Source organism: Aeromonas sp. Y318-3 (assembly GCF_027706185.1).
Classification (GTDB): Bacteria; Pseudomonadota; Gammaproteobacteria; order Enterobacterales; family Aeromonadaceae; genus Aeromonas; species Aeromonas veronii.
Window position 1 is genome coordinate 343,847 of sequence record NZ_JAPDCN010000001.1, and the last position, 19,226, is coordinate 363,072.

17 protein-coding genes are annotated in these 19,226 nt (G+C 61.4%); 5 read left to right on the top strand and 12 right to left on the bottom strand.

All coding sequences use genetic code 11. The annotated features are described in order from the left end of the window. The first annotated feature begins 90 nt into the window (after positions 1 to 90). Positions 91 to 951 carry a pyridoxal kinase PdxY gene (gene pdxY / locus OKB77_RS01660; protein WP_108612855.1) on the top strand — a complete coding sequence of 287 codons (861 nt, stop codon included), beginning with the start codon at positions 91 to 93 and terminating at the stop codon, positions 949 to 951. A 76-nt stretch (positions 952 to 1,027) separates the two neighbouring features. Here pdxY and OKB77_RS01665 read toward each other — a convergent pair whose 3' ends face one another. Beyond that, positions 1,028 to 1,465 carry a PliI family lysozyme inhibitor of I-type lysozyme gene (locus tag OKB77_RS01665; RefSeq protein ID WP_270816834.1) on the bottom strand — a complete coding sequence of 146 codons (438 nt, stop codon included), beginning with the start codon at positions 1,463 to 1,465 and terminating at the stop codon, positions 1,028 to 1,030. Between the two features lie 58 nt (positions 1,466 to 1,523). Further along, positions 1,524 to 3,557 (bottom strand): M13 family metallopeptidase, encoded by a 2,034-nt coding sequence (locus OKB77_RS01670; RefSeq protein ID WP_270816835.1) that lies wholly within the window; start codon positions 3,555 to 3,557, stop codon positions 1,524 to 1,526. A gap of 180 nt (positions 3,558 to 3,737) precedes the next feature. Between OKB77_RS01670 and tilS the strand changes: the two genes are divergently transcribed. After that, entirely contained in the window at positions 3,738 to 5,096 is a 1,359-nt protein-coding gene (tilS, locus tag OKB77_RS01675) for a tRNA lysidine(34) synthetase TilS (protein ID WP_270816836.1), read from the top strand. An 89-nt stretch (positions 5,097 to 5,185) separates the two neighbouring features. On the opposite strand, the gene OKB77_RS01680 is transcribed toward tilS, so the two are convergent. Continuing rightward, positions 5,186 to 6,088, bottom strand: a complete 903-nt coding sequence (locus OKB77_RS01680) for a GGDEF domain-containing protein (RefSeq protein WP_005347848.1) — start codon at positions 6,086 to 6,088, stop codon at positions 5,186 to 5,188. A 118-nt stretch (positions 6,089 to 6,206) separates the two neighbouring features. Between OKB77_RS01680 and OKB77_RS01685 the strand changes: the two genes are divergently transcribed. Next, on the top strand, positions 6,207 to 8,159 hold the full coding sequence (locus OKB77_RS01685) for a monovalent cation:proton antiporter family protein (RefSeq protein WP_201955242.1): 1,953 nt from the start codon (positions 6,207 to 6,209) through the stop codon (positions 8,157 to 8,159). Between the two features lie 28 nt (positions 8,160 to 8,187). On the opposite strand, the gene OKB77_RS01690 is transcribed toward OKB77_RS01685, so the two are convergent. From OKB77_RS01690 to OKB77_RS01705, 4 genes are all read right to left on the bottom strand, one after another. Beyond that, on the bottom strand, positions 8,188 to 9,333 hold the full coding sequence (locus OKB77_RS01690) for a patatin-like phospholipase family protein (RefSeq protein ID WP_270816837.1): 1,146 nt from the start codon (positions 9,331 to 9,333) through the stop codon (positions 8,188 to 8,190). Positions 9,334 to 9,445: 112 nt separating this feature from the next. After that, positions 9,446 to 10,312 (bottom strand): alpha/beta hydrolase, encoded by an 867-nt coding sequence (locus tag OKB77_RS01695; RefSeq protein ID WP_270816838.1) that lies wholly within the window; start codon positions 10,310 to 10,312, stop codon positions 9,446 to 9,448. Between the two features lie 81 nt (positions 10,313 to 10,393). Further along, positions 10,394 to 10,990 carry a TetR/AcrR family transcriptional regulator gene (locus OKB77_RS01700; RefSeq protein WP_270816839.1) on the bottom strand — a complete coding sequence of 199 codons (597 nt, stop codon included), beginning with the start codon at positions 10,988 to 10,990 and terminating at the stop codon, positions 10,394 to 10,396. Positions 10,991 to 11,103: 113 nt separating this feature from the next. Then, complete coding sequence (locus tag OKB77_RS01705) at positions 11,104 to 11,748, bottom strand: response regulator (RefSeq protein WP_005338467.1); 645 nt, start codon at positions 11,746 to 11,748, stop codon at positions 11,104 to 11,106. 170 nt (positions 11,749 to 11,918) lie between these two features. Here OKB77_RS01705 and OKB77_RS01710 point away from each other — a divergent pair, with 170 nt between their 5' ends. Further along, complete coding sequence (locus tag OKB77_RS01710) at positions 11,919 to 12,545, top strand: glutathione S-transferase (RefSeq protein ID WP_257726120.1); 627 nt, start codon at positions 11,919 to 11,921, stop codon at positions 12,543 to 12,545. Between the two features lie 75 nt (positions 12,546 to 12,620). Here OKB77_RS01710 and OKB77_RS01715 read toward each other — a convergent pair whose 3' ends face one another. The 5 genes from OKB77_RS01715 to OKB77_RS01735 all read right to left on the bottom strand — a co-directional run bounded on the left by OKB77_RS01715 (position 12,621) and on the right by OKB77_RS01735 (position 18,115). Continuing rightward, complete coding sequence (locus OKB77_RS01715) at positions 12,621 to 14,732, bottom strand: alpha-amylase (protein WP_270816840.1); 2,112 nt, start codon at positions 14,730 to 14,732, stop codon at positions 12,621 to 12,623. 228 nt (positions 14,733 to 14,960) lie between these two features. Beyond that, complete coding sequence (locus OKB77_RS01720) at positions 14,961 to 16,127, bottom strand: hypothetical protein (protein WP_042079851.1); 1,167 nt, start codon at positions 16,125 to 16,127, stop codon at positions 14,961 to 14,963. Beyond that, the gene (locus OKB77_RS01725) at positions 16,127 to 16,498 is read right to left on the bottom strand and encodes a GtrA family protein (RefSeq protein WP_005338463.1); all 372 of its coding nucleotides are present in this window, start codon (positions 16,496 to 16,498) and stop codon (positions 16,127 to 16,129) included. Before OKB77_RS01725 ends, OKB77_RS01720 begins: the two co-directional genes overlap by 1 nt. Further along, positions 16,495 to 17,514 carry a glycosyltransferase family 2 protein gene (locus tag OKB77_RS01730; protein ID WP_058056731.1) on the bottom strand — a complete coding sequence of 340 codons (1,020 nt, stop codon included), beginning with the start codon at positions 17,512 to 17,514 and terminating at the stop codon, positions 16,495 to 16,497. The genes OKB77_RS01725 and OKB77_RS01730 overlap by 4 nt, the downstream gene beginning before the upstream one ends. A 55-nt stretch (positions 17,515 to 17,569) precedes the next feature. After that, a complete protein-coding gene (locus tag OKB77_RS01735) occupies positions 17,570 to 18,115 on the bottom strand; it encodes a hypothetical protein (protein WP_041202288.1) in 546 nt (181 codons plus the stop codon). A gap of 316 nt (positions 18,116 to 18,431) precedes the next feature. On the opposite strand from OKB77_RS01735, the gene OKB77_RS01740 reads away from it, so the two are divergent. Beyond that, the gene (locus OKB77_RS01740; protein ID WP_216978242.1) at positions 18,432 to 19,196 is read left to right on the top strand and encodes a substrate-binding periplasmic protein; all 765 of its coding nucleotides are present in this window, start codon (positions 18,432 to 18,434) and stop codon (positions 19,194 to 19,196) included. The last annotated feature ends 30 nt before the right edge of the window (positions 19,197 to 19,226 follow it).

Sequence of the window (19,226 nt, forward strand, 5' to 3'; positions counted from 1 at the left end):
ACAGTGACAACAGTCGAAAGTGACAACAACGGGCCGCAAGGCCCGTTTTTCCCTCCGGAATTCCTGTTCTTATTGCGTGAGTCGCCAATCATGAAGCGAGTGCTCTCCATTCAATCCCACGTAGTCTTTGGCTGTGCCGGCAACAGCGCCGCCGTTTTTCCCATGCGTCGCCTCGGGATCGAGGTGTGGCCGATGAACACGGTGCAGTTCTCCAACCACACCCAATACCGCGAAGGCTGGCAGGGGATGGTGATGCCCGGCGGTCATATCCGTCAGCTGGTAAACGGCCTGGCGGAGATCGGCGTGCTGGCCGAGTGCGATGCGCTGCTGAGCGGCTACCTCGGCTCGGCCGAACAGGGGGAGGAGATCCTGGCTGCTGTGGCCCGGCTCAAGGCGCTCAATCCGGCCGCCCTCTATTTTTGTGACCCCGTGATGGGTCATCCCGACAAGGGGTGCATAGTGGCACCCGGCGTCGCCGATTTTCTGAAAAACCGGGCACTGGCCTGCGCCGATATGTTGGCCCCCAATCTGCTGGAGCTGGAACAGCTCACCGGCCGCGATATCCGCAATGTGCCGGAGGCCATCGAGGCGTGCCAGCAGCTGCGCGCGCAAGGGGTCAAGCTGGTGATGGTCAAGCATCTGGGCAAGGCCGGCTTTGCCATGGACCGCTTCGAGATGCTGCTGGTGTGCGAGGAGGGGACGTTTCACCTCTCCCGCCCGCTCTACCCTTTTGCTCGCCACCCCATCGGGGTGGGGGATCTGCTGAGCGCCACCATGCTGGCCAATCTGCTGGCCGGTTGTACCCCGGTAGCGGCGTTCGAGCTTACCAACGCCAGCGTGGATGCCGTGCTAGCCCGGACCTGGCTGGCGGGGGCTTACGAGCTGCAACTGGTGGCGGCCCAGCACGAGATGGCGCTGCCGCAGGTCTCCATTCGGGCGACCCGCCTCTAGGCTATTTACGTCAACAGCAGAAACAACAAAGCCCTGTTCATCAGGGCTTTTTATATTTCAGATTCGGGGAGATGGCTTAGTCTTGCGGGCTTTTGAGCGCCTTGACCACATCCTCTTTGGGCTCCAGCTCCTTGACCTGATTGAAGATCTCCAGCTCCCCTTGCGGGCTGACGGTGTAGGCATCGGCATCCTGATAGCTGCTGCTGCCAGCGCTCTCGATGATGACCACCAGCTCGGGCTGTTTGTCGCCATTCAAATCGACCAGTTTCAGCTCCCGGATAAAGCCGTTGCGGGCCATCACCTTGCCATCCTGAAACTCATCCAGTGGAAATTGGGCGTTCTGACCCGAATAGAGCCGCACGTCATAGCTGCCGATGGAGGCGGGCTCACCGGCCCCCTGCGCTACCCGGATCACCTGCCCGGAGGGGAGGGTCAGCTGCTTGCTAAATCCCTCTTCGGCTTGTGCCGCCAGCGGCAGGGTCAGCAGCCCTGCCATCATCAATGCTCTGTTCATCTTGCAACCTCTTGCTGTCTATTGAGTGCGGGCTCCCGGGGAGCCCGCCGTGATGTTGCTACCAGATCTTCACCCGCTTCTGGGGCGGCAGATAGAGCTTGTCCCCCGGCTGGATGTTGAATGCCTCGTAGAAGGCGGGAATGTTCGGCACCACGCCGTTGACCCGGTACTCGGGCGGCGAGTGGGGGTCGGAGCGCAGCAGCATCTGCATCAGCTCGGGGCGATACATCCCCTTCCACACCTGCGCCCAGCCGAGGAAGAAGCGCTGTTCGCCGGTGAAGCCATCCAGCACCGGCGCCTCCTTGCCATCCAGTGACAGCTCATAGGCCTTGTGGGCGATGGTGAGACCACCCAGATCGCCGATGTTCTCCCCCAGGGTGAACTGGCCGTTGACGAACTGACCGTTGATGGGCTCGAAGCGGTTGTACTGGGCCACCAGCCGGCTGGTGCGGAAGCGGAACTCCTTGAGATCCTGCGGTGTCCACCAGTCGCGCATCATGCCATCACCGTCGGATTTGGCCCCCTGATCATCAAAACCGTGGCCCATCTCGTGGCCGATCACCCCGCCGATGGCGCCGTAGTTGACCGCATCATCCGCCGTCATGTCGAAGAAGGGGGGCTGCAAAATGGCCGCCGGGAAGACGATCTCGTTGTTGCTCGGGTTGTAGTAGGCGTTCACTGTTTGCGGCGACATGTGCCACTCGTCCCGGTCGACCGGCTTGCCGAGGCGCGCCAGACTGTCTGCGTATTCAAAGGCTTGCGAGCGTTGCAGGTTGCCCACCAGATCATCCGGTTTGATGGTGATGGCGCTGTAATCCTTCCACTTGTCGGGGTAGCCGATCTTGGGGCGGAACTTGGCCAGCTTCTCAAGGGCCTGCGCCTTGGTCTCGGGCGACATCCAGTCGAGCTCCTTGATGCTCTGGCCGTAGGCGGTGCGCAGGTTCTCCACCAGCTGCTCCATCCGCTCCTTGGCTGCTGGCGGGAAGTAGCGGGCCACATAGAGCTGGCCGACTGCTTCACCCAGATGATCGTTCAGCACCCCGAGCGCCCGCTCCCAGCTGGCGCGCTGCTTGGGCGTGCCGCTCAATGTGGTGCCGTAGAAGGCGAAGTTGGCGCGGTCGGTCTCGCTGTCGAGATAGGGGGCGTAGTCGGTCAGCAGTTGCCACTTGAGGTAGGCCTGCCAGTCGGCGATGGGGGTCTGGGCCATCACCTGATCCAGCGCGCTCAGATAGGTTGGCTGACCGATAATGAGCTCCGGCTGGGCCGCAATGCCCGCGGCGTTCAGATAGGCCTGCCAGTCGAGATGAGGGGCGAGCCGTGCCAGTTCGCTGGCGGGGCGCTTGTTGTAGTTCTTCTCCCGATCCCGCAGGGCGACGTTGTCCCACTGGATGGTGGCGAGCCGGGTTTCGAGGGCCAGAATCCGCTTGGCCTTGCCGCTCGGGTCAGATTCCCCGAGGCGGCTCAGCATGGCGGCGATATGCTGCTGGTACTTCTGGCGCAGGGCCTGACTCTCGGGATCCTGCTTAAGGTAGTAGTCCCGATCCGGCAGCCCCAGTCCCCCCTGATAGAGGTAGATCGCATAGCGGTCGGGGGACTTGGCATCGGCGTCGATCCAGATGCCGAACGGCGCGCCGCCGCCCATGCGGCCACTTTGGGCAAAGGCGCGGGCCAGCGCGGCCTGATCACCGATCCGGTCGATATCGGCCAGCGCCGGTGCCAGCGGGGTGAGCCCCTTGGCGTCACGGCCTGCCTGATCCAGATAGCTGGCGTAGAGATCGCGGATCTGCTGGGTCGGCGTGCCGGTGGCGGCCTCCTGCTTGGCCAGCCCCTCGACCAGCACCCGCACATCGGCGAGGGATTTGTCCCGCAGCATGTAGAAGGCGCCATCGGCGGGGCGATCGTCGGGGATCTTGGCGGTGGCGAGCCACTTGCCATTGACGTAACGGAAGAAGTCATCGCCGGGTTTGACCTGGGTGTCCATATTGGCCAGCGCCAGCCCGGAGTGTTTGGGGGATTCTTGCGGTGCCTGACTGCAGCCAGCCAGCAGTACCAGTCCAATCAGGCCGGCCAGTAAGCTTTTCTTATTGTTCATCTTGTTTGATTCCAATTCGGGTTGTTTGCTTCCCTGCCCATCTTCCTTGCTCCAACCGGTTGTGCGACCGCCTTGTGGCCAGCCTGGTGGAGAGGGCGGGCGAGCCTCACTCTAGCAGCAGGGTTGCAGCTTGATAAGCCCGACTCTGCTAAGATCGGCCGGTCCGTTTTGGGGAAGCCTATGATTTCTCATCTTTATTCTCGCTTTTGTCTGACTATGCCAGCGCCGGAAGGTTCCACCGGTCTGCTGGTGGCCTTCAGTGGCGGCCTCGACTCCACCCTGCTGCTGGTGCTGGCGGCCCAGTATGCCCGCGAGCACAGCCTGCCGCTTCGCGCCCTGCACGTGCACCACGGCCTCAGTCCCCATGCCGATGAGTGGGTCGCTCATTGTGAAGCCGTGTGTCAGCAATTGGCGGTGGAACTGCTGGTGGAGCGGGTGACTCTGGCCCGCGGCAATGGCGAGAGTCTGGAGGCGCAGGCGCGCACGGCGCGCTACCAGCAGCTGATGGAGCACATGACGGAGGGGGAGTGGCTGCTCACCGCCCACCATCAGGATGATCAGCTGGAGACCCTGCTGCTGGCCCTCAAACGTGGTGCCGGTCTGCGCGGGCTGGCGGGGATCCTGCCAAGCCAGCCCTTTGCCGGCGGCCTGTTGCTGCGGCCGCTGCTCGATATGAGTCGCGCCGAGCTGGCCGAGGCGGCGGCGAGCCTCCCCTTTGGCTGGGTAGAGGATGAGAGCAATCTGGACGTGAGTTATGACCGCAACTTTTTGCGCCAGATGCTTATCCCCCAGCTCAAGGCGCGCTGGCCCGCCATGGCCCAGACCGCGGCGCGCAGCATGGCCCTGTGCGCCGAGCAGGAGGCGCTGCTGGATGAGCTGGCCGAGAGCGACTGGCAGCTGGCGGGCGAGGGGGAGGCGCTCCATATCGGCCCGCTGCACGCCCTTTCACCCACCCGGCGCAACAACCTGCTGCGCTACTGGATCCGCCGTCAGGGGGGGGAGATGCCATCCCGTGAACAGCTTGCCCGACTGTGGCAGGAGGTAGCGCTGGCGCGCGGCGATGCCAATCCCCAGCTCAACTGGGGGCGCCAGAGCTGCCGCCGTTTTCAGGAGCGGCTCTATCTGGTGAGCCCGGACTTGCAACCCTGCCATCAGCTGTTGCCGCTGACAGTGGGTGAGCCGCTGACCCTGCCGGACGGGCTGGGTGAGCTGGTGGTACGCATGGCGGAGCACGGCGAGGGGCTGCTGCGTGCCCCCCGAGCGGACGAGCCGCTCTCGGTGCGTTTTCAGGTAGCGCCCGGGATCCCCCTCAAACCGGTGGGGCGAAGCGGCAGTCGGCGGATGAAGAAGCTGCTGCAAGAGTATGGTGTTCCCTCGTGGCAACGGGGGCGCATCCCCATCCTCTACTATGGCGAACAGGTGGCGGCGGTGGTGGGGCTCTTTGTCTGCGACGGTTTTATGGCACAGGGGGCCGGGCTGGTCTGTCACTGGCAGGGGGGCGGTGCAGTTCCGGTTCTACCCGAGCAGGATCTTGCCTGAGGTGACCTCGGTGTGAGGGAGGATTAGCCCCAAAAAAAGAAGCTCCGGTCACATGGCTCGCATGTGCCGGAGCAAAGAAGAGTTCGGGATTATTCGTTAGGGCTGGCCTTGCCTGCTTTCTTGCGGGCGTAGAGGTGACTGTCGGCCGCCTCGTAGAGGCTCGGCACATCGACCCCGGATTGCCAGCTGGCGGCGCCAAGGCTGCATCCGACCGAGAAGGTGCTGAGCTCCTTGTTGGTCATCAACATATGCTGCAGTCGCAGCCAGACCGGGCGCCACGCCTCGGGTTCGGCCGGTTGCAGCAGCAGGGCAAATTCATCTCCCCCGAGCCGGAAGGCTTGATCCGTGCTGCGGATGCACCCCTTGAGCAGCTGGGCGAAGCGGCTCAGCACCAGATCCCCCACCGGATGGCCCCAGGTATCATTGATCTGCTTGAAGCGATCGAGATCCAGCAGCACCAGCACCAGACCGTGGGGCTCGCGGCTGTGCTGCTCGATGGCGCGACCGATAGCCTCGTCAAAGTAGGAGCGGTTGCCAAGGCCGGTCAGGTGATCGAGCCGGACCAGCTGATCCAGTTTTTCCAGCCGCAGATAGAGGGGCAGCAGCAGGCAGAGCAGCTGATGGTATTGCATCAGTACCCGTTGCTGGCTGCCGCTCAGCGGATGTTCCAGCTCGTAGTGGAGCTGGCCGAGCAGCTGGCCATGCTGACCGCGCAGCTCGAACGGATAGTTGTGCAGGTTGAGGGTGGCCAGCGGCGGGTGCTGGATCAGCACATGGGGCTGGCCACAATCGAGGTAGAGACCGTGGATCCTGACAATTCTTGCCGCACGATCGGCAAAAGTTGTCAGCAGACCACCGAGATCGCTCTGCCCCAACAACTGCTCGAGCAACTGGTTGCGTTCAACGCTGGGCAACGGCGTGAGCCGCTCCATCTGGCGAACCCACTGCTCGATGCCATGGCTAAAGCCATTAAGTGACGACGTATTTTCCATGGTCTTCCACCTGTAACACCTGACTACTGTCTCCTCCCTGCAATTGGCATGCCCAATATATCTTTCCTGCCCGCCAGATCGGCTGACTAAGCTTAAGTCGATAAAAGGAGAGGGAAATTTGTACACCGACCTGTTGATCCTGCTGTTCGCCGCTGTTCTGCTGGTGGCAACTTTCCGGCGCCTCGGCTTGCCGGTCATCCTTGCCTACCTGATTGCTGGCGTCTTGCTCGGCCCCCACGGGCTGGCGGTGATCACCGGTCAGTCGATCATGCAGACCATTGCCGAGCTGGGGATCGTCTTTCTGATGTTCTCGCTGGGGCTGGAGTTCTCCCTGCCAAAATTGCTGGCGATGCGCCGGTTGGTGCTGGGGGTCGGGATGTTGCAGGTGCTGCTCACGTCACTGCTCTTTTTCGCCATCGGCTGGTGGTGGGGGCTGGGTCTGGCCCAGTCGCTGGTGGTGGCGGGAACGTTGGCACTCTCCTCGACGGCGGTGGTGATCAAGCAGCTCGGCGAGCAGAAGCAGCTCCATACCCGCCGCGCCCAGCTGGGGGTGAGCGTGCTGCTGTTTCAGGATCTGGCGGTGGTGCCCCTGCTGGTGATGATCCCTATCCTCGCCCAGCCGGAAGTGCAGGGGAGCGCCCTGGCCGCCGAGATCGCCTGGGCCACCCTCAAGGGGCTGTTTGCTCTCTTCACTCTGCTGGCGGTGGGCAAGTGGTTGCTGCCGCTGCTGTTTCACGAGGTGGCGCGGGCCCGCTCCGACGAGTTGTTCGTGCTTAGTGCCCTGCTGGTGGCGCTGCTGGCTGCCTACATGACCCATTCGCTCGGGTTGTCGATGGCGCTGGGGGCGTTTCTGGCGGGGATGATGCTGGGGGAGTCCCACTACCGTCATCAGCTGGAGGTAGACATCAAGCCCTTTCGCGATGTGCTGATGGGGCTCTTCTTTATCACCATCGGCATGGCCATGGAGTGGGAGCTGGTGGCGCGGGCTTGGTGGCAGGTGCTGATCTGCGTGGTGCTGCTGGTGCTGTGCAAATCCCTGCTGGTACTGCTGGCCGGGCGGCTGATGGGGGAGCGCAAGCGCGACAGCATGGCCGCCGGCATCATGCTCAGTCAGGTGGGGGAGTTTGGCTTCGTGCTGCTGGCGCTGGCGTTGCACCACGGCCTGCTGGATCAGCAACTGGTCTCCCTGCTGATCGGCATCGGCATCATCTCCATCGCCATGACCCCCTGGCTGGTGACCCAGGCCCATTCGCTGGCTCGCAGCCTCACCGATCCGGCGCTGCTGACCCGCTCCGAGGTGGCCCAGTCGGGCCTGAGCAAAAACCAGCATGTCATCATCGCCGGGTTTGGCCGGGCGGGGCAGACCTGCGCCCGCTTCCTCAAAATCGAAGAGATCCCCTTTCTGGCCCTCGATCTCGACCCCGAGCGGGTGAGCGAGGCCAAGCTGGCGGGGGAGCAGGTGGCCTTCGGCGATGCCAGCCGCCGCGATATTCTGCTGGCTGCCGGGCTGTTGCGGGCACGGCTGGTGATCATCACCTTCGATGACCGCAAGCGGGTTGAGGCGATGCTGGCACTGATCCGCGAACTGGCGGGGGATCTCAAGGTGCTGGTGCGCACCCGGGATGACAGCTTTCTGGAGCAGTACAAGCAGGCGGGGGCTTTCGAGGTGATTCCCGAATCCCAGGAGGGTGCCCTGATGCTGGTCTCCCACCTGCTGCTCAACTGCGATATCCCAATTGGCCGGGTGATCCGTCGGATGGAGCTGGAGCGCAGCAGCCAGTATCGCTTCCTGCACGGCTTCTACTGGGGGGATCAGAGTGCCAGCAATCTGGAGGCAGATCAGCTGCTTGAACGCCTCCATCCGCTGTTGCTGCACGATCAGGCGTGGGCGGTAGGCCGTGAAGTGCGCGAGCTGCCGCTTGATGAGGTGCGGATCAAGGAGGTGCAGCGCGCGGATCAGAGCCTGGAGCCCAGACCCGAGCTGGTGCTGGCGGCCGGTGATCGGCTGATCCTGTTTGGTACCGTGGTGGCGATGGAACAGGCTGAGCAGCGTTTGCTGGAGGGGCGCTGAGCACCCTCGCACTCATCGTCTGCCCCCTTTACTCCCGCTCTTTTGGTAGCCCTTCGATATCGAGGAAGGCGACGACCCGCTCCCGCTCCCTCAGGGTGTCCTGATAGCCCAGCTTGATCAGCTGTTGGCAATAACCCGGATAGAACATCAAAAAGCTGGCCAGACTGCTGGTCTCATCCCCCTTCACGCCCAGCACCCGCAACAGGCGGCGCAACTTTAGCGGCAGTTTGCGCAGGTAGGCCAGTGCGATGGTGTCGAGATCCTGACTCGGTTTCAGCACGCAGGTCTCCACCCGTTTCAGCTTGAGGCGATTGCGCTCCCGCTCAGGGATCAGATCCAGAGTCTGGTTGATGCGCCACAGCCGCTCCAGATCGGAGTTGAGGGTGTCGGTAAAGACCGTATCGAGCAGATGGCTGGCAATATTGGAGCTGGTGAGATGGCCGTGGTGATGGGTCGGCGCCGAGTGGGCTGGCGGATCCAGGGTGATCAGCAGGATCCGCTCTGCACCCAGATGGATGGCGGGGCTGAGCGGACTCAGCTGGTGGATGGAACCGTCGCCGTAGAACTTCTCGCCGATCCGGGTGGCCGGAAAGACAAAGGGGAGCGCCGAGGAGGCGAGCAGATGCTCAGATGTAAGCACGGTGCGCACCCCGCGCCGTCTGGCCCGCTCCCAAGGATGGTGGTCGCCCCGCCCCTGAAAGAAGGTGGTGGAGAGGCCGTCATCGTAATCCGACGCAGTGATGGCCAGCGCCTCCAGACTGCCGTAGAGGATGTTGTCATCAATGCGGTGATAGTCGATGAGTTGATCCAGCAGGCGGTGCAGCGGCGCGTTGTCAAAGAGGTGAAAGGCGTGGTTGGTGTGGGGATTGATCAGCCCTGCCGACCCTTCATACATCAACCGCCACAGCAGGCGCCCCGGGTGAAAATCGAAGATGTGGTGAGTCTCGAAACGGCGCCAGACCCACTCCAGCTTGCGCACCCCCAGATGGAAGCAGGAGGCGTAGCAGGCCAGTGCGGTGACATTGATAGCCCCCGCCGAGGTGCCACACAGGATGGGAAAAGGGATGCCGAGATTGCGCGGGTAGAGCTCAGCAATCGCTTTGAGGGCTCCGACCTGATAGGCGGCGCGAGCACCGCCACCGGTGAGCAACAACGCTGTATTGGGTCTGGCCATATGCTGGCGCCTTATTGTGTGCTGACAAGAATGTTCCCACTGACAAATTAACTATAAGGCGCTGTATCAAATATAAAAACGGGCGCTCGCCCGTTTTTTTCATGGCCCCGTGTCAAAGGGCGCGGTGAGGATTTTCCGGCCGCGCCAGCTGATCGAAGGCGGCGAATACCGGGGCGCTGGCGAGGATGCGACCGTGGCCCAGACCCCGGGTGCTCACCAGCCGGGTATGACCATCCTGACTGGCCCGCAAGGAATCGCCGTGCGGGGCAAACCTGTCCTCCTCGTCGTGCACTATCATCGCCGCGCCGCTGCGACTGGCGAGGCGACCCAGCGGATCGACCGTGCTCAAGGGGTGCTGGTACTCTTGCTCAATCTCCTTGACCACTGCATCGAACAGCCGGATGGAGTAGCCGGAGCGCGCCACCATGCCGTAGAGCTGGGGCACGTAGTCGAGCACCGGCGAAATCAACAGCAGCGGCAGGGTATCGATACCCGCCTGACGGCTGGAGAGGGTGACGGCGCCTCCCATGCTGTGGGCGATGACCCCGTGCAGTGGGCCTACTTCGCTGGCCAGCTCGTCGAAAGCGCGTACGAAGCGGGGCAGGTGGCCTGTGTTGCCTGCGCTCTGGCCGTGGGCCGGATGATCGTAGGCAATGGCGGTGAAACCCTGCGCGGCGATATGGCTCATCAGCGGATAGAACTGGCTGGCGCTGCCGGACCAGCCATGCATCAGCAGCCACAGTGGTCCCTGACCGAGCCGATAGCTCATCAATACCCCTTCGCTGGTATGGACGGCCTGCTTCACCAGACCGGCAGGTTCGTGGCCATCCCGCTGGTTGCGCTGGGGGGTGAGCAGTAACTTGCTGGCGGTGCGCTTGGCATGGGTGGGGGCGAGTCTGTGGTGCAACCGGGTGCCGATCCCCAGCAGCCATTTGCTCGGGCTGAAGCGGCGGGTGTTGAAGTAGATCTTGCTGCTCATGGTCATCCTGTGGTTTTTATGTGCGAACGGTCGTGCTTTTTTGTTGGTTTTTAAAATTAGTGTTGAACGGATGCCAAAACATCAGCGCCAGCTGCTCAGCAGAGCGTCCACCTCGGGCCAGAAGTGGCGGGCCGGATCCTGACACAGTTCGAGATCGTTGAACACCTGATCCGCCAGATAGAGGCCATAGAGGCGGTAAACGGCGCGCCAGGGATCCATCTCCCGTCGCCACTCGCCTGCGGCTTGACCCTGCACCACCTGACGGGCCAGATAGTCGAGCCAGAAGCGCACCAGTTGCCGGGCGGTTTGTTGTACAGGGCTCTCTTGCTCATGGCCATCCTGCACCGAGGTCCAGGCGTCGAGAAACATGCAGCGTCCGGCAAAGCAGTGGTTCCACGCCTGCCAGGCGCGCAGCAGGGCGATCAGCTTGTCGTGCTGGCTTTGGTGCTCCTGCTGGCGTACCGGCTGGATCACCCGCAGCCGGAACACCTCGGCGGCGTACTCCAGCACGGCGATCTGCAGATTGTCGCGGGATTGAAAGTGGGCAAACAGGCCGCTTTTGGACATTTCGCAGGCGCTGGCCAGCGAGCCGATGGTCAGGCTCTCCAGCCCTTGCTGGCTCGCCTGCTCAAAGGCGGTCTGCAAAATGGTTTCCCGGGTCAGGCGCCCCTTGCTCATCACTCTCTCCTCGTTGGCGCTGGCAGCATAAAGTACGATCGTGCTAATTGTCGAGCAACAAATAGCCAGCATGGCTGGCTATGTCGTCTCGTGCGTGTCACTGCGCGCAGGTTTCAGCTCTCCTTGATATCGAGCTGTTGCAGGGCGATAACCGCCTGAGTGCGGTTTTTGACACCCAATTTTCTGAAGATGGCGGTGATATGGGCCTTGATGGTGGCTTCGGAGACATTGAGCTCCCAGGCGATCTGTTTGTTGAGGCTGCCATCGCGCAGCATGATCAGCACCTTGTATTGCTGGGGAGTGAGGCTGGCCAGCTTGCTGGCGAAATCGGGGCCATCTTCCGATTCGGGATGGAGCGAGATGCCTTCCGGCACCCAGTTATCCCCCCCGATCACCGTATTGAGGGCGTTGACCAGCTCCTTCATCGGTACCGATTTGGGAATAAAGCCGAGCGCCCCGAGCCGCAACACCTGCTGGATGATGGCCGCATCTTCCGAAGCGGAGACCACCACGATAGGCAGGTCGGGATACTGGCCGCGCAGGTGTGCCAGCCCCTCGAAGCCGTTGGCCCCCGGCATCTTGAGATCGAGCAGCAACAGGTCAACTTCGGGGTGCTCGCCGAGCAGGCTGGTCAGGCTGTCGATGGAGTCCGCTTCCAGCAATTGAGCGTCGTTGATGGCCATGTGCACCGCTTGGTAAAGGGCGCCCCGAAACAGGGGGTGGTCATCTGCGATGACGATGGTAAATTGGCTGTCCATATTTCGGTTAATGGCTCACATTGTTGCTAACTGATTGTTTTGAAAAATCAAACTAGCATCGCTCACCAAGAGGGTCAAACCCGCGGGTGCGCAAATGTGAAGCGACCATCGGATGTTTTGCCATCAGGGCAGATCGGCCGGTCGCAGGCAACGCATGCAGGAGGCAGCAGATGGGATCCTTGGTATTGGCGGTGGGCACCGGCTCCACCTGGGCGATGCGGGCGGCGCTGGTGCTCGCCATGAGCGGGCTGACGTGGCAGGAGCAGGTGTTCGATCTGGAGGATGCCAAGTCGCTGGCGCGGCTCAAGCGGCTGGCACCGGCCGGTCTGGTGCCCTGGCTCGAACACGATGGCGTGCGGGTTCACGACTCGCTGGCCATCGCCGAATATGTTCACGAGCTCTGTCCCGACCGTCAGCTCTATCCGGTTTTGCTGGCCGAGCGGGCACTGGCTCGCAGCCTCTGCGCCGAGTTGCACGCGGGATTTCGGCAGATCCGTTCTCTGCTCCCCTTCTTTCTTGGGGCGCCAACCCGTATCGATCCCCCGGTGGAGGCGGTCGGTGAGCTGGCCCGTTTGCAGGAGATCTGGTCGCAGGCGCGGGGCCCCTTCTACTTTGGCGAGGCGGGCATTGTCGATGCCTTCTATGCGGTGATGGCCTATCGGCTGGCCAGCTACGGCATCCTGTTGCCCGGTCAGGCCGGAGCCTATCAGCAGGCGCTGCTCTCTTGGCCTCTGTGGCAGGAGACCCTGCTCAAGGCGCGGTTGCAGTGGCCGGTGGCGGCGCGCCAGTCACAGTGAGCCTTGGCAGATAGATAAACGAGAGAGGGGAGCCAGTGGCCCCCCTCTCTGCTGCTGGTCAATGTGGCTTAAGGGTTACTTCTGCCGGCCGGCAAAGACCACCACTACCTTGTCATCCCCCTTCTCCCGCACGAAGGCGTAGGGGGCATCCGAGAGTTTCTGGTGGCTGCCTGCCGCAATGGCCGGATGGGCGGCGCGGAACTGGCCCAGTTGCTGCCAGTGCTTGACCAGCTCAGCCTTGTCACCGCTGGCCAGCTCCTGCCAGTTCATGTCCGAGCGCAACGCCTGATCGAACACCCCGCCATCTTTGGCCAGCCCCCGGCCGGACTCGTCGCCATAGTAGAGCTGGATGCCGCCCGGCAGCAGCATAAAGCTGTTGGCGACCCGGCGCTGTAGCGGCACATCCTGATAGTCGCCAAAGAACAGCTTGGTGTCGTGGGAGCTGATGTAGCTCAACACGTTGAACTCGGGATCCTGATTGATACGGCTGGCGTAGCTGGCATAGGTGGGCTCGGCGCTGGCCATGCACTGGGCCTGTGACAGTGCGAACTCGCGCTGATAGTCGAAGTTGATCAGGGAATCGAAACCGTTCTGATACCAGAAATCCTTGGCTACCCCGTGATCCCACACCTCGCCCACCATGTAGAAGGGCAGATCGTCGAGGGCCTTGCCCGGGTTCGCAGTCTTCCACTCCTTGAGCGCAGCGGTGCCCGCCTGTTTGAGCTTGGCCCACACCTCGGGCTCCAGATGCTTGACGGTGTCGGCGCGGAAGCCGTCGATGCCAAAGCGGCGCACCCAGTCGGTGTGCCAGGCGATCAGGTAGTCGCTCACGGTAGCGTCGGGTAGCGCCTTGGCAAGGGTATCTTTTTTCGCCGCCAGCAACGGCGGCAGCCCTACCGGTTTGGTCGATTCGGTGAGAAAGTCCGGCAGCCCCGCCACCGAGCCGGTGACATCGTCGGTGCCGGGCTGCGGGTAGCCGGGCAGACCGGCGCGCACCCAGTCACCACTCCACCACTTGTTCCACGCGGGTGATTGATAGTCGATGAACTGGTTGTAGCCATGCCAGTTGAGACCGCCGCTCGGGCGCCACTGGTTCCAGACGGTCGGCAGTTTGCTGCTGTTCTGAGTTAGCTCGGTGAGCCCCAGATCTTGCAAGTCGGCGAGGGTAGCGTAACCGGCGTGGTTCATCACCACGTCGAGGATGATCCGCATGCCGCGCTTGTGGGCCTCGTCCACCAGGGTTTTCAGGCTCTCTTCATCGCCGTAGTTGGGGTCAATCTTGGTGAAGTCGAGCGCCCAGTAGCCGTGGTAGGCGTAGAAGGGGAAGTTGCCCTGCTCGCCACCGCCGATAAAGCCGTGCACCTGCTCCACCATGGGGGTGATCCAGATGGCGTTCATGCCGAGGCTCTTGATGTAGTCGAGCTTCTCGGTCAGCCCCTTGAAGTCACCGCCGTGCCAGGTGGCTACCTCATCCTGACCATCCTTCTGGCGGCCGAAGCTGTGGTCGTTGGCGGGGTCGCCGTTGTGGAAGCGATCGGTCAGCAGGAAATAGACGCTCGCCTGATCCCAGCTGAACGGTGCTGGCTTGGCCGCCTTGACCGGTTCGAGCAGCAGCAGGCCACCGCTCTCTTTGCTCGGGGTCAGGGTCAGCTTGCCCTGTTTGACCACCGCCTCCTGTTTTGAGTAGGCATCCCTCAGTCGGGTGCCGTCGGGCCAGACCCCTTTGAGCGACACAGTGACCGGGCCGCCATCCCAGCTGATGCAGGGCTCTTCTGGTGGCTGGCGCTTGAACTCGCTCTTCTTGGTCGCCCGCAACACCTTGAGGCTGGGGATATCCGGGTTGAAGGTGAACTGATACTCCCCGGCCAGCATCACCCGCAGGGTAAAGCTGTGATCCTTGCTGCATTTGTCCATGGGCTGGGCGGTGCCGAAGGAGAGTGGCTTGCTCTCACTCGGGCCAAAGCTGGTGCCGCAACTGTTGCCTGCGTCGCTGATGCGGATCTGGTGGCTCCCCTTGGCAAGGGGATGGATCAGCTCCACCGTACCCTTGTCCAGCGCGATCGGAGTCGCCACCGGCTGACCATCTACATAGAGGCGAACCTCGGGGGCAGCCATCGCCTGTTGGATGAACAGAGGGGCGGCCAGCAGGGCGAGCCAGAGAGGGGATAAGTGATGAGCACGACGCATAAGCCATTCCTTGAGCAGGGCAGTTCGGACAAGGGCCCATTCTAGGAGCAGCAAAGCGCGCCTTGGATCGGCAAAACGCCGATTTGTGACATCAGTTCAAATGGTTACGTTTTCAAGCCGAGGAAAGTGTGACGGAGAGGAGATGGGAGGCTCTGTCGATAAAAATAGCGGCCATAAAAAATGCCGGTCAGGTGACCGGCATTTGGTGTATCAGGCATTGTCGTCACATCAGACGGTGAAAAACTTGAAGTTGACGAAGGCCACCGCGATGAAGGAGGCAACCATGCCGCTGATGCAGAGCACCGCCGGGCGGATGGCTGGCCAGCGATGGGTCAGCAGAATGATGGCCAGCAGGGTCGGGTAGAGCCCGAACATGTAGCGTGGCATGGCGTTGAGGCCGGTCATCAGCGGGATGGTACAGCAGATGAACATCAGGGTCGCTTCGGCCCAGCGTTTCTGGCTGAACAGGTAGCCGTTCAGGCACCAGCCGAAGATCACCATGATGGAGAGGTAAGCCTTGCGGCCGCCCAGCTCGAAACCGCTCAGCCACCAGTCCAGCGGGCTGTCCATGTAGCGACCCCAGGCCACCTGAATGTGTTTGAAGGCGAAGGCGTCGCCGGTCAGGTGATAGAGGTAGACCATGTAGGCAAACAGGCCAAACGGGATCATCCAGAGGGTGAACACCACCTTGAAGGCGCGCTCGGTAAAGCGGAAAAATTCCCGCCAGCCGTAAGCTTGCAGCGCCAGGATCAGCACCGGGAAGACCATCATCACCCCCAGGTTGCGGGTGGCGGAGATACAGACCCCCAGCACGGCCACCATCAGCCACTGCTCCCGATAGGCGAACAGGAACATCCCCAGCATCAGCGCCATAAAGGTCGACTCGGTATAACCGGAGACGAAGTAGGCGGAGAAGGGGGAGAAGGCGAGCAGCCAGACGCCGAAGCGGGCGGTATCGTCCCCCAGCTTGAGCTGACGCAACACCAGCAGCATCAGCGGCAGGCTGGCGAAGAAGGAGATATTGGTAACAATGATGAGGCCGATCAGGCTCTCGACATTGAACAGGTTGGAGATGGCACCGGAGACCATCGGATAGAGCGGCATAAAGGCCCAGTTGGCCGCATTGCCCTTGCTCAGCCAGCGCGGGTAGAGGTCGTAGCCGTTTTCGATGATGCGCTGGAACCAGACGCAGTCGAACTGGCAATAGGCCTGCAGCGGGCCAATGTCGGGGGAGCCATAGAGCTGGACACCGAAGTAGCCCATGCCATACAGCGCCACCCGGCTCAGCATGAAGGCGGCGATGATCATCAGCCAGTCACGACCGCTGATGCGCAGTGACGGGCGATAGGGGAGTGCAGCCCCGGTTAGCGGGACAGTATTGGTCATATCATTCATCAGGCAAAAACCCAGACGCGAGAGAGAACGTAAGTGAGGACGGTAACGGTCAGGGTGGCGATGACCACCGGCAGCAGACCGGATAGTCCCGCAAACAGCAGGCCGCTCAGTATCAGGTTACGCACCGCCAGCGAGAAGAGGGCAACCAGCAGAAACTTGCTGGCGGCTCCCTGCTTCTGGAAGGTGATGTAGCGGTGACCAAAGAAGGAGAACCAGAACGCGATGGCAAAAGCCAGCGTGGTAACCAGGTGCTCCGAGATGGTGGGCCAGGTATGAAACAGTGCGATGGAGGTGCCAAGGTCGACGAGGGTAGCCCCCCCGCCGACAAAACCGAAACGTACCAGCCGCCAGAATTCCTCGCGGGAGATCATTGAGGCGCTTGCTCCTGCTGCTCTTGCGGGTTGCTGTCAGCGCTCTGCGGTTTGGCCGCATCCTGCTTGGCATACTGGCCATAGACCCCTTCAATGAGGTAGACCGGGCGCTGTTTCACTTCCACAAACATGCGGCCGATGTACTCGCCGATGATGCCGAGCGACAGTAGTTGGATACCGCCGAGGAACAGCACCACGGACATCAGTGAGGCATAGCCGGGTACGTCGATGCCGAAGAAGATCACCTGGGTGATGATTTTCAGGATATAGAGGAAGGCAACCAGCGAGACGCTGACACCCACATAGCTCCAGACCCGCAGCGGCCAGCTGGAGAAGCTGAGCAGACCGTCGAGGGCGAAGTTCCACAGTTTCCAATAGTTGAACTTGGTTTCACCGGCGTGACGGGCCGGGCGCTCGTAGGGGACGCCAACGGCACGGAAACCGGCCCAGGCAAACAGACCCTTCATAAAGCGGTTGCGCTCCGGCAGCAGCTTGATCGCCTCGACCACTCGACGGTCGATCAGGCGGAAGTCACCGGCGTTCTCCGGCAGCTTGGTGCTGGTGGAGAGGGCGTTGAAGAAGCGGTAGAAGCCACCGGCAGTCAGGCGCTTCATCGGGGTATCGGCGCTGCGATCGACTCGGATGCCGTAGACGGTGTCATAGTCACCGGTCTGCCACAGTTTGACGAACTCCAGGATCAGGGCGGGCGGGTCTTGCAGATCCACATCCATCGGCACTATGGCATCCCCTTTGGCCTGATGCAGACCGGCGGTCAGGGCCGCTTCTTTACCGAAGTTGCGTGCCAGGTTGACCAGGGTCACGCGCGGGTCACGGGCGATGGCCTGCTCGACCACTTCACGGGTGCGGTCACGGCTGCCATCGTTGACGAATACAATTTCAAGCTGGTCTTTCAGCGGGGCCAGTTCGTTGTCTATCGCGTTGATGAAGGCATCGATGCTCTCTTCCTCGTTGTAAACGGGAACGACCAGAGAGAGTCGAAAATCTGGATGCGACATAAGAACGTCCTTATTTGGGATAGTTGTTTTTATAAAATGGTATTCGGGGCAAGGATCACTGGGCTACGGTCAAACGTACCGACTGCACATTGATGGGAGTAGGTGCCGAGAGCGCCAGAAAATTGGGGCGCTTGGGATCTGCCGTGAGCGAGTCGCCGGGCAGACTGAGGCGGATTTCGTTGATGCCCGCTTTGGCCAGTTTCACCGTGGTGGTGAAGTCGTGACCCAGCGCCACTTTCAACAGGGCACCGGCTTCCGGGCTGTTGATGCGGGCCTGTACGGTAAGCTGATCCGGATTGGCCGCCTGCTTGGGCAGCACAAAGTAGAGACCGCCCTGACCGCTAAGCAGGGTACCTTCGTCGCTCGGCTTCTTGGCCCAGCCTTCGCTGGAGAGGAAGCGGCTTGGCTTGGTCAGATTGAGCTCGTTACCCGGCTGATAGGTCATGCTGGAGTTGTGTTCCCAGAAGCGGGTTTTGCCTTCCAGATAATAGAGTTTGTAGGCCAGGCTCACGTTGGGGTGAGCAGCCAGATAGAGGGTGTAAAGATAAAAACCGCTTAACGCCAGAATGGCAGTCAAAAAACCGAACTTTTTGTACGTCATATCACTCTCTATGCCTGACAGAATGGGTAGGCCGATGTCGCGCATATGCTAATCCAATTGCAAAAAAAGCATAGTGGATCACAAAAAAATATTTGGTCACATATTAACCCCTTTTTACCCCTGTTCCAAACGTTGCTGTTTCCCGGTTAAACAGGTCTGGCGGGGCGCAGGTTGCCAGTAGTGCTCCGGCAGGGCAATTGGCAAATAGAAGCGCTTTGCTGCGTCATTTTCTAGCGGATGCGATAGTCATCTGGCTTCTATCGCCATTTTGCAGGGGGCGATTTATGATGACTCACTTATTCGTCAAGGATGACATATGAAGTGGCTCTCTTGCTGTCTGTTGCTTGGATTATGGGCGCCAATGGCATTGGCCAAGGCCCTGTGTCCCGAGCCCATTCAGGTCGGTTACGATAACTGGCCCCCCTACCATTATTACGAAGCCGACTCACCGCAAGAGGTGCGCGGTTATGCCGCCGAGGTGCTGACGGCTGTGCTCACTTCCATGCACTGCAAGGTCCACTATGTGGAGCTGCCCTGGAAGCGGGTACTGCACGAAATGGAATATGGCGAGATAGACATGGCGATGGAGGCGAATATCAATGATGAGCGCGCCCGTTATGCCTGGTTTTCCGACTCCTACAACCCGGGGCGCACCTTGCTGTGGATCCGCAAGGGCAGCCACTATCCCGAACAGGATCTGACGAGCTGGCTGGCCAGTGGTTACTCCCTCGGCGTCACCAAAGAGTACTTCTATGGTGAGGAAGTGATGTCGCTGCTCGCTCGCTATGCCAAACAGGTGAGTGCGGTGAGCGATCAGCAGAATTATGAGAAGCTGGCCCGCGGGCGGATCGACGGTTTCCTCGGTGACATGCTGGCTACCCCCAGCGCCCTTAACAAGGAGGGGATGAGCGGTCTGTTCACCAGCCACCCCATGGTGGTATCTGAATCGCCAAGCTTCTTTATGTTGGGCAAGCGCAGCTTTTCGCCGCAGTTCTTGCAACAATTCAATCAGGCGTTGGCGCGGTTCAAGGAGACAGATGCGTATGACATTATCTGGCAGCGTTATGCCCCCGAGCGCTAGCAAAGTATTGGCCGTTCACGCATCATGAGC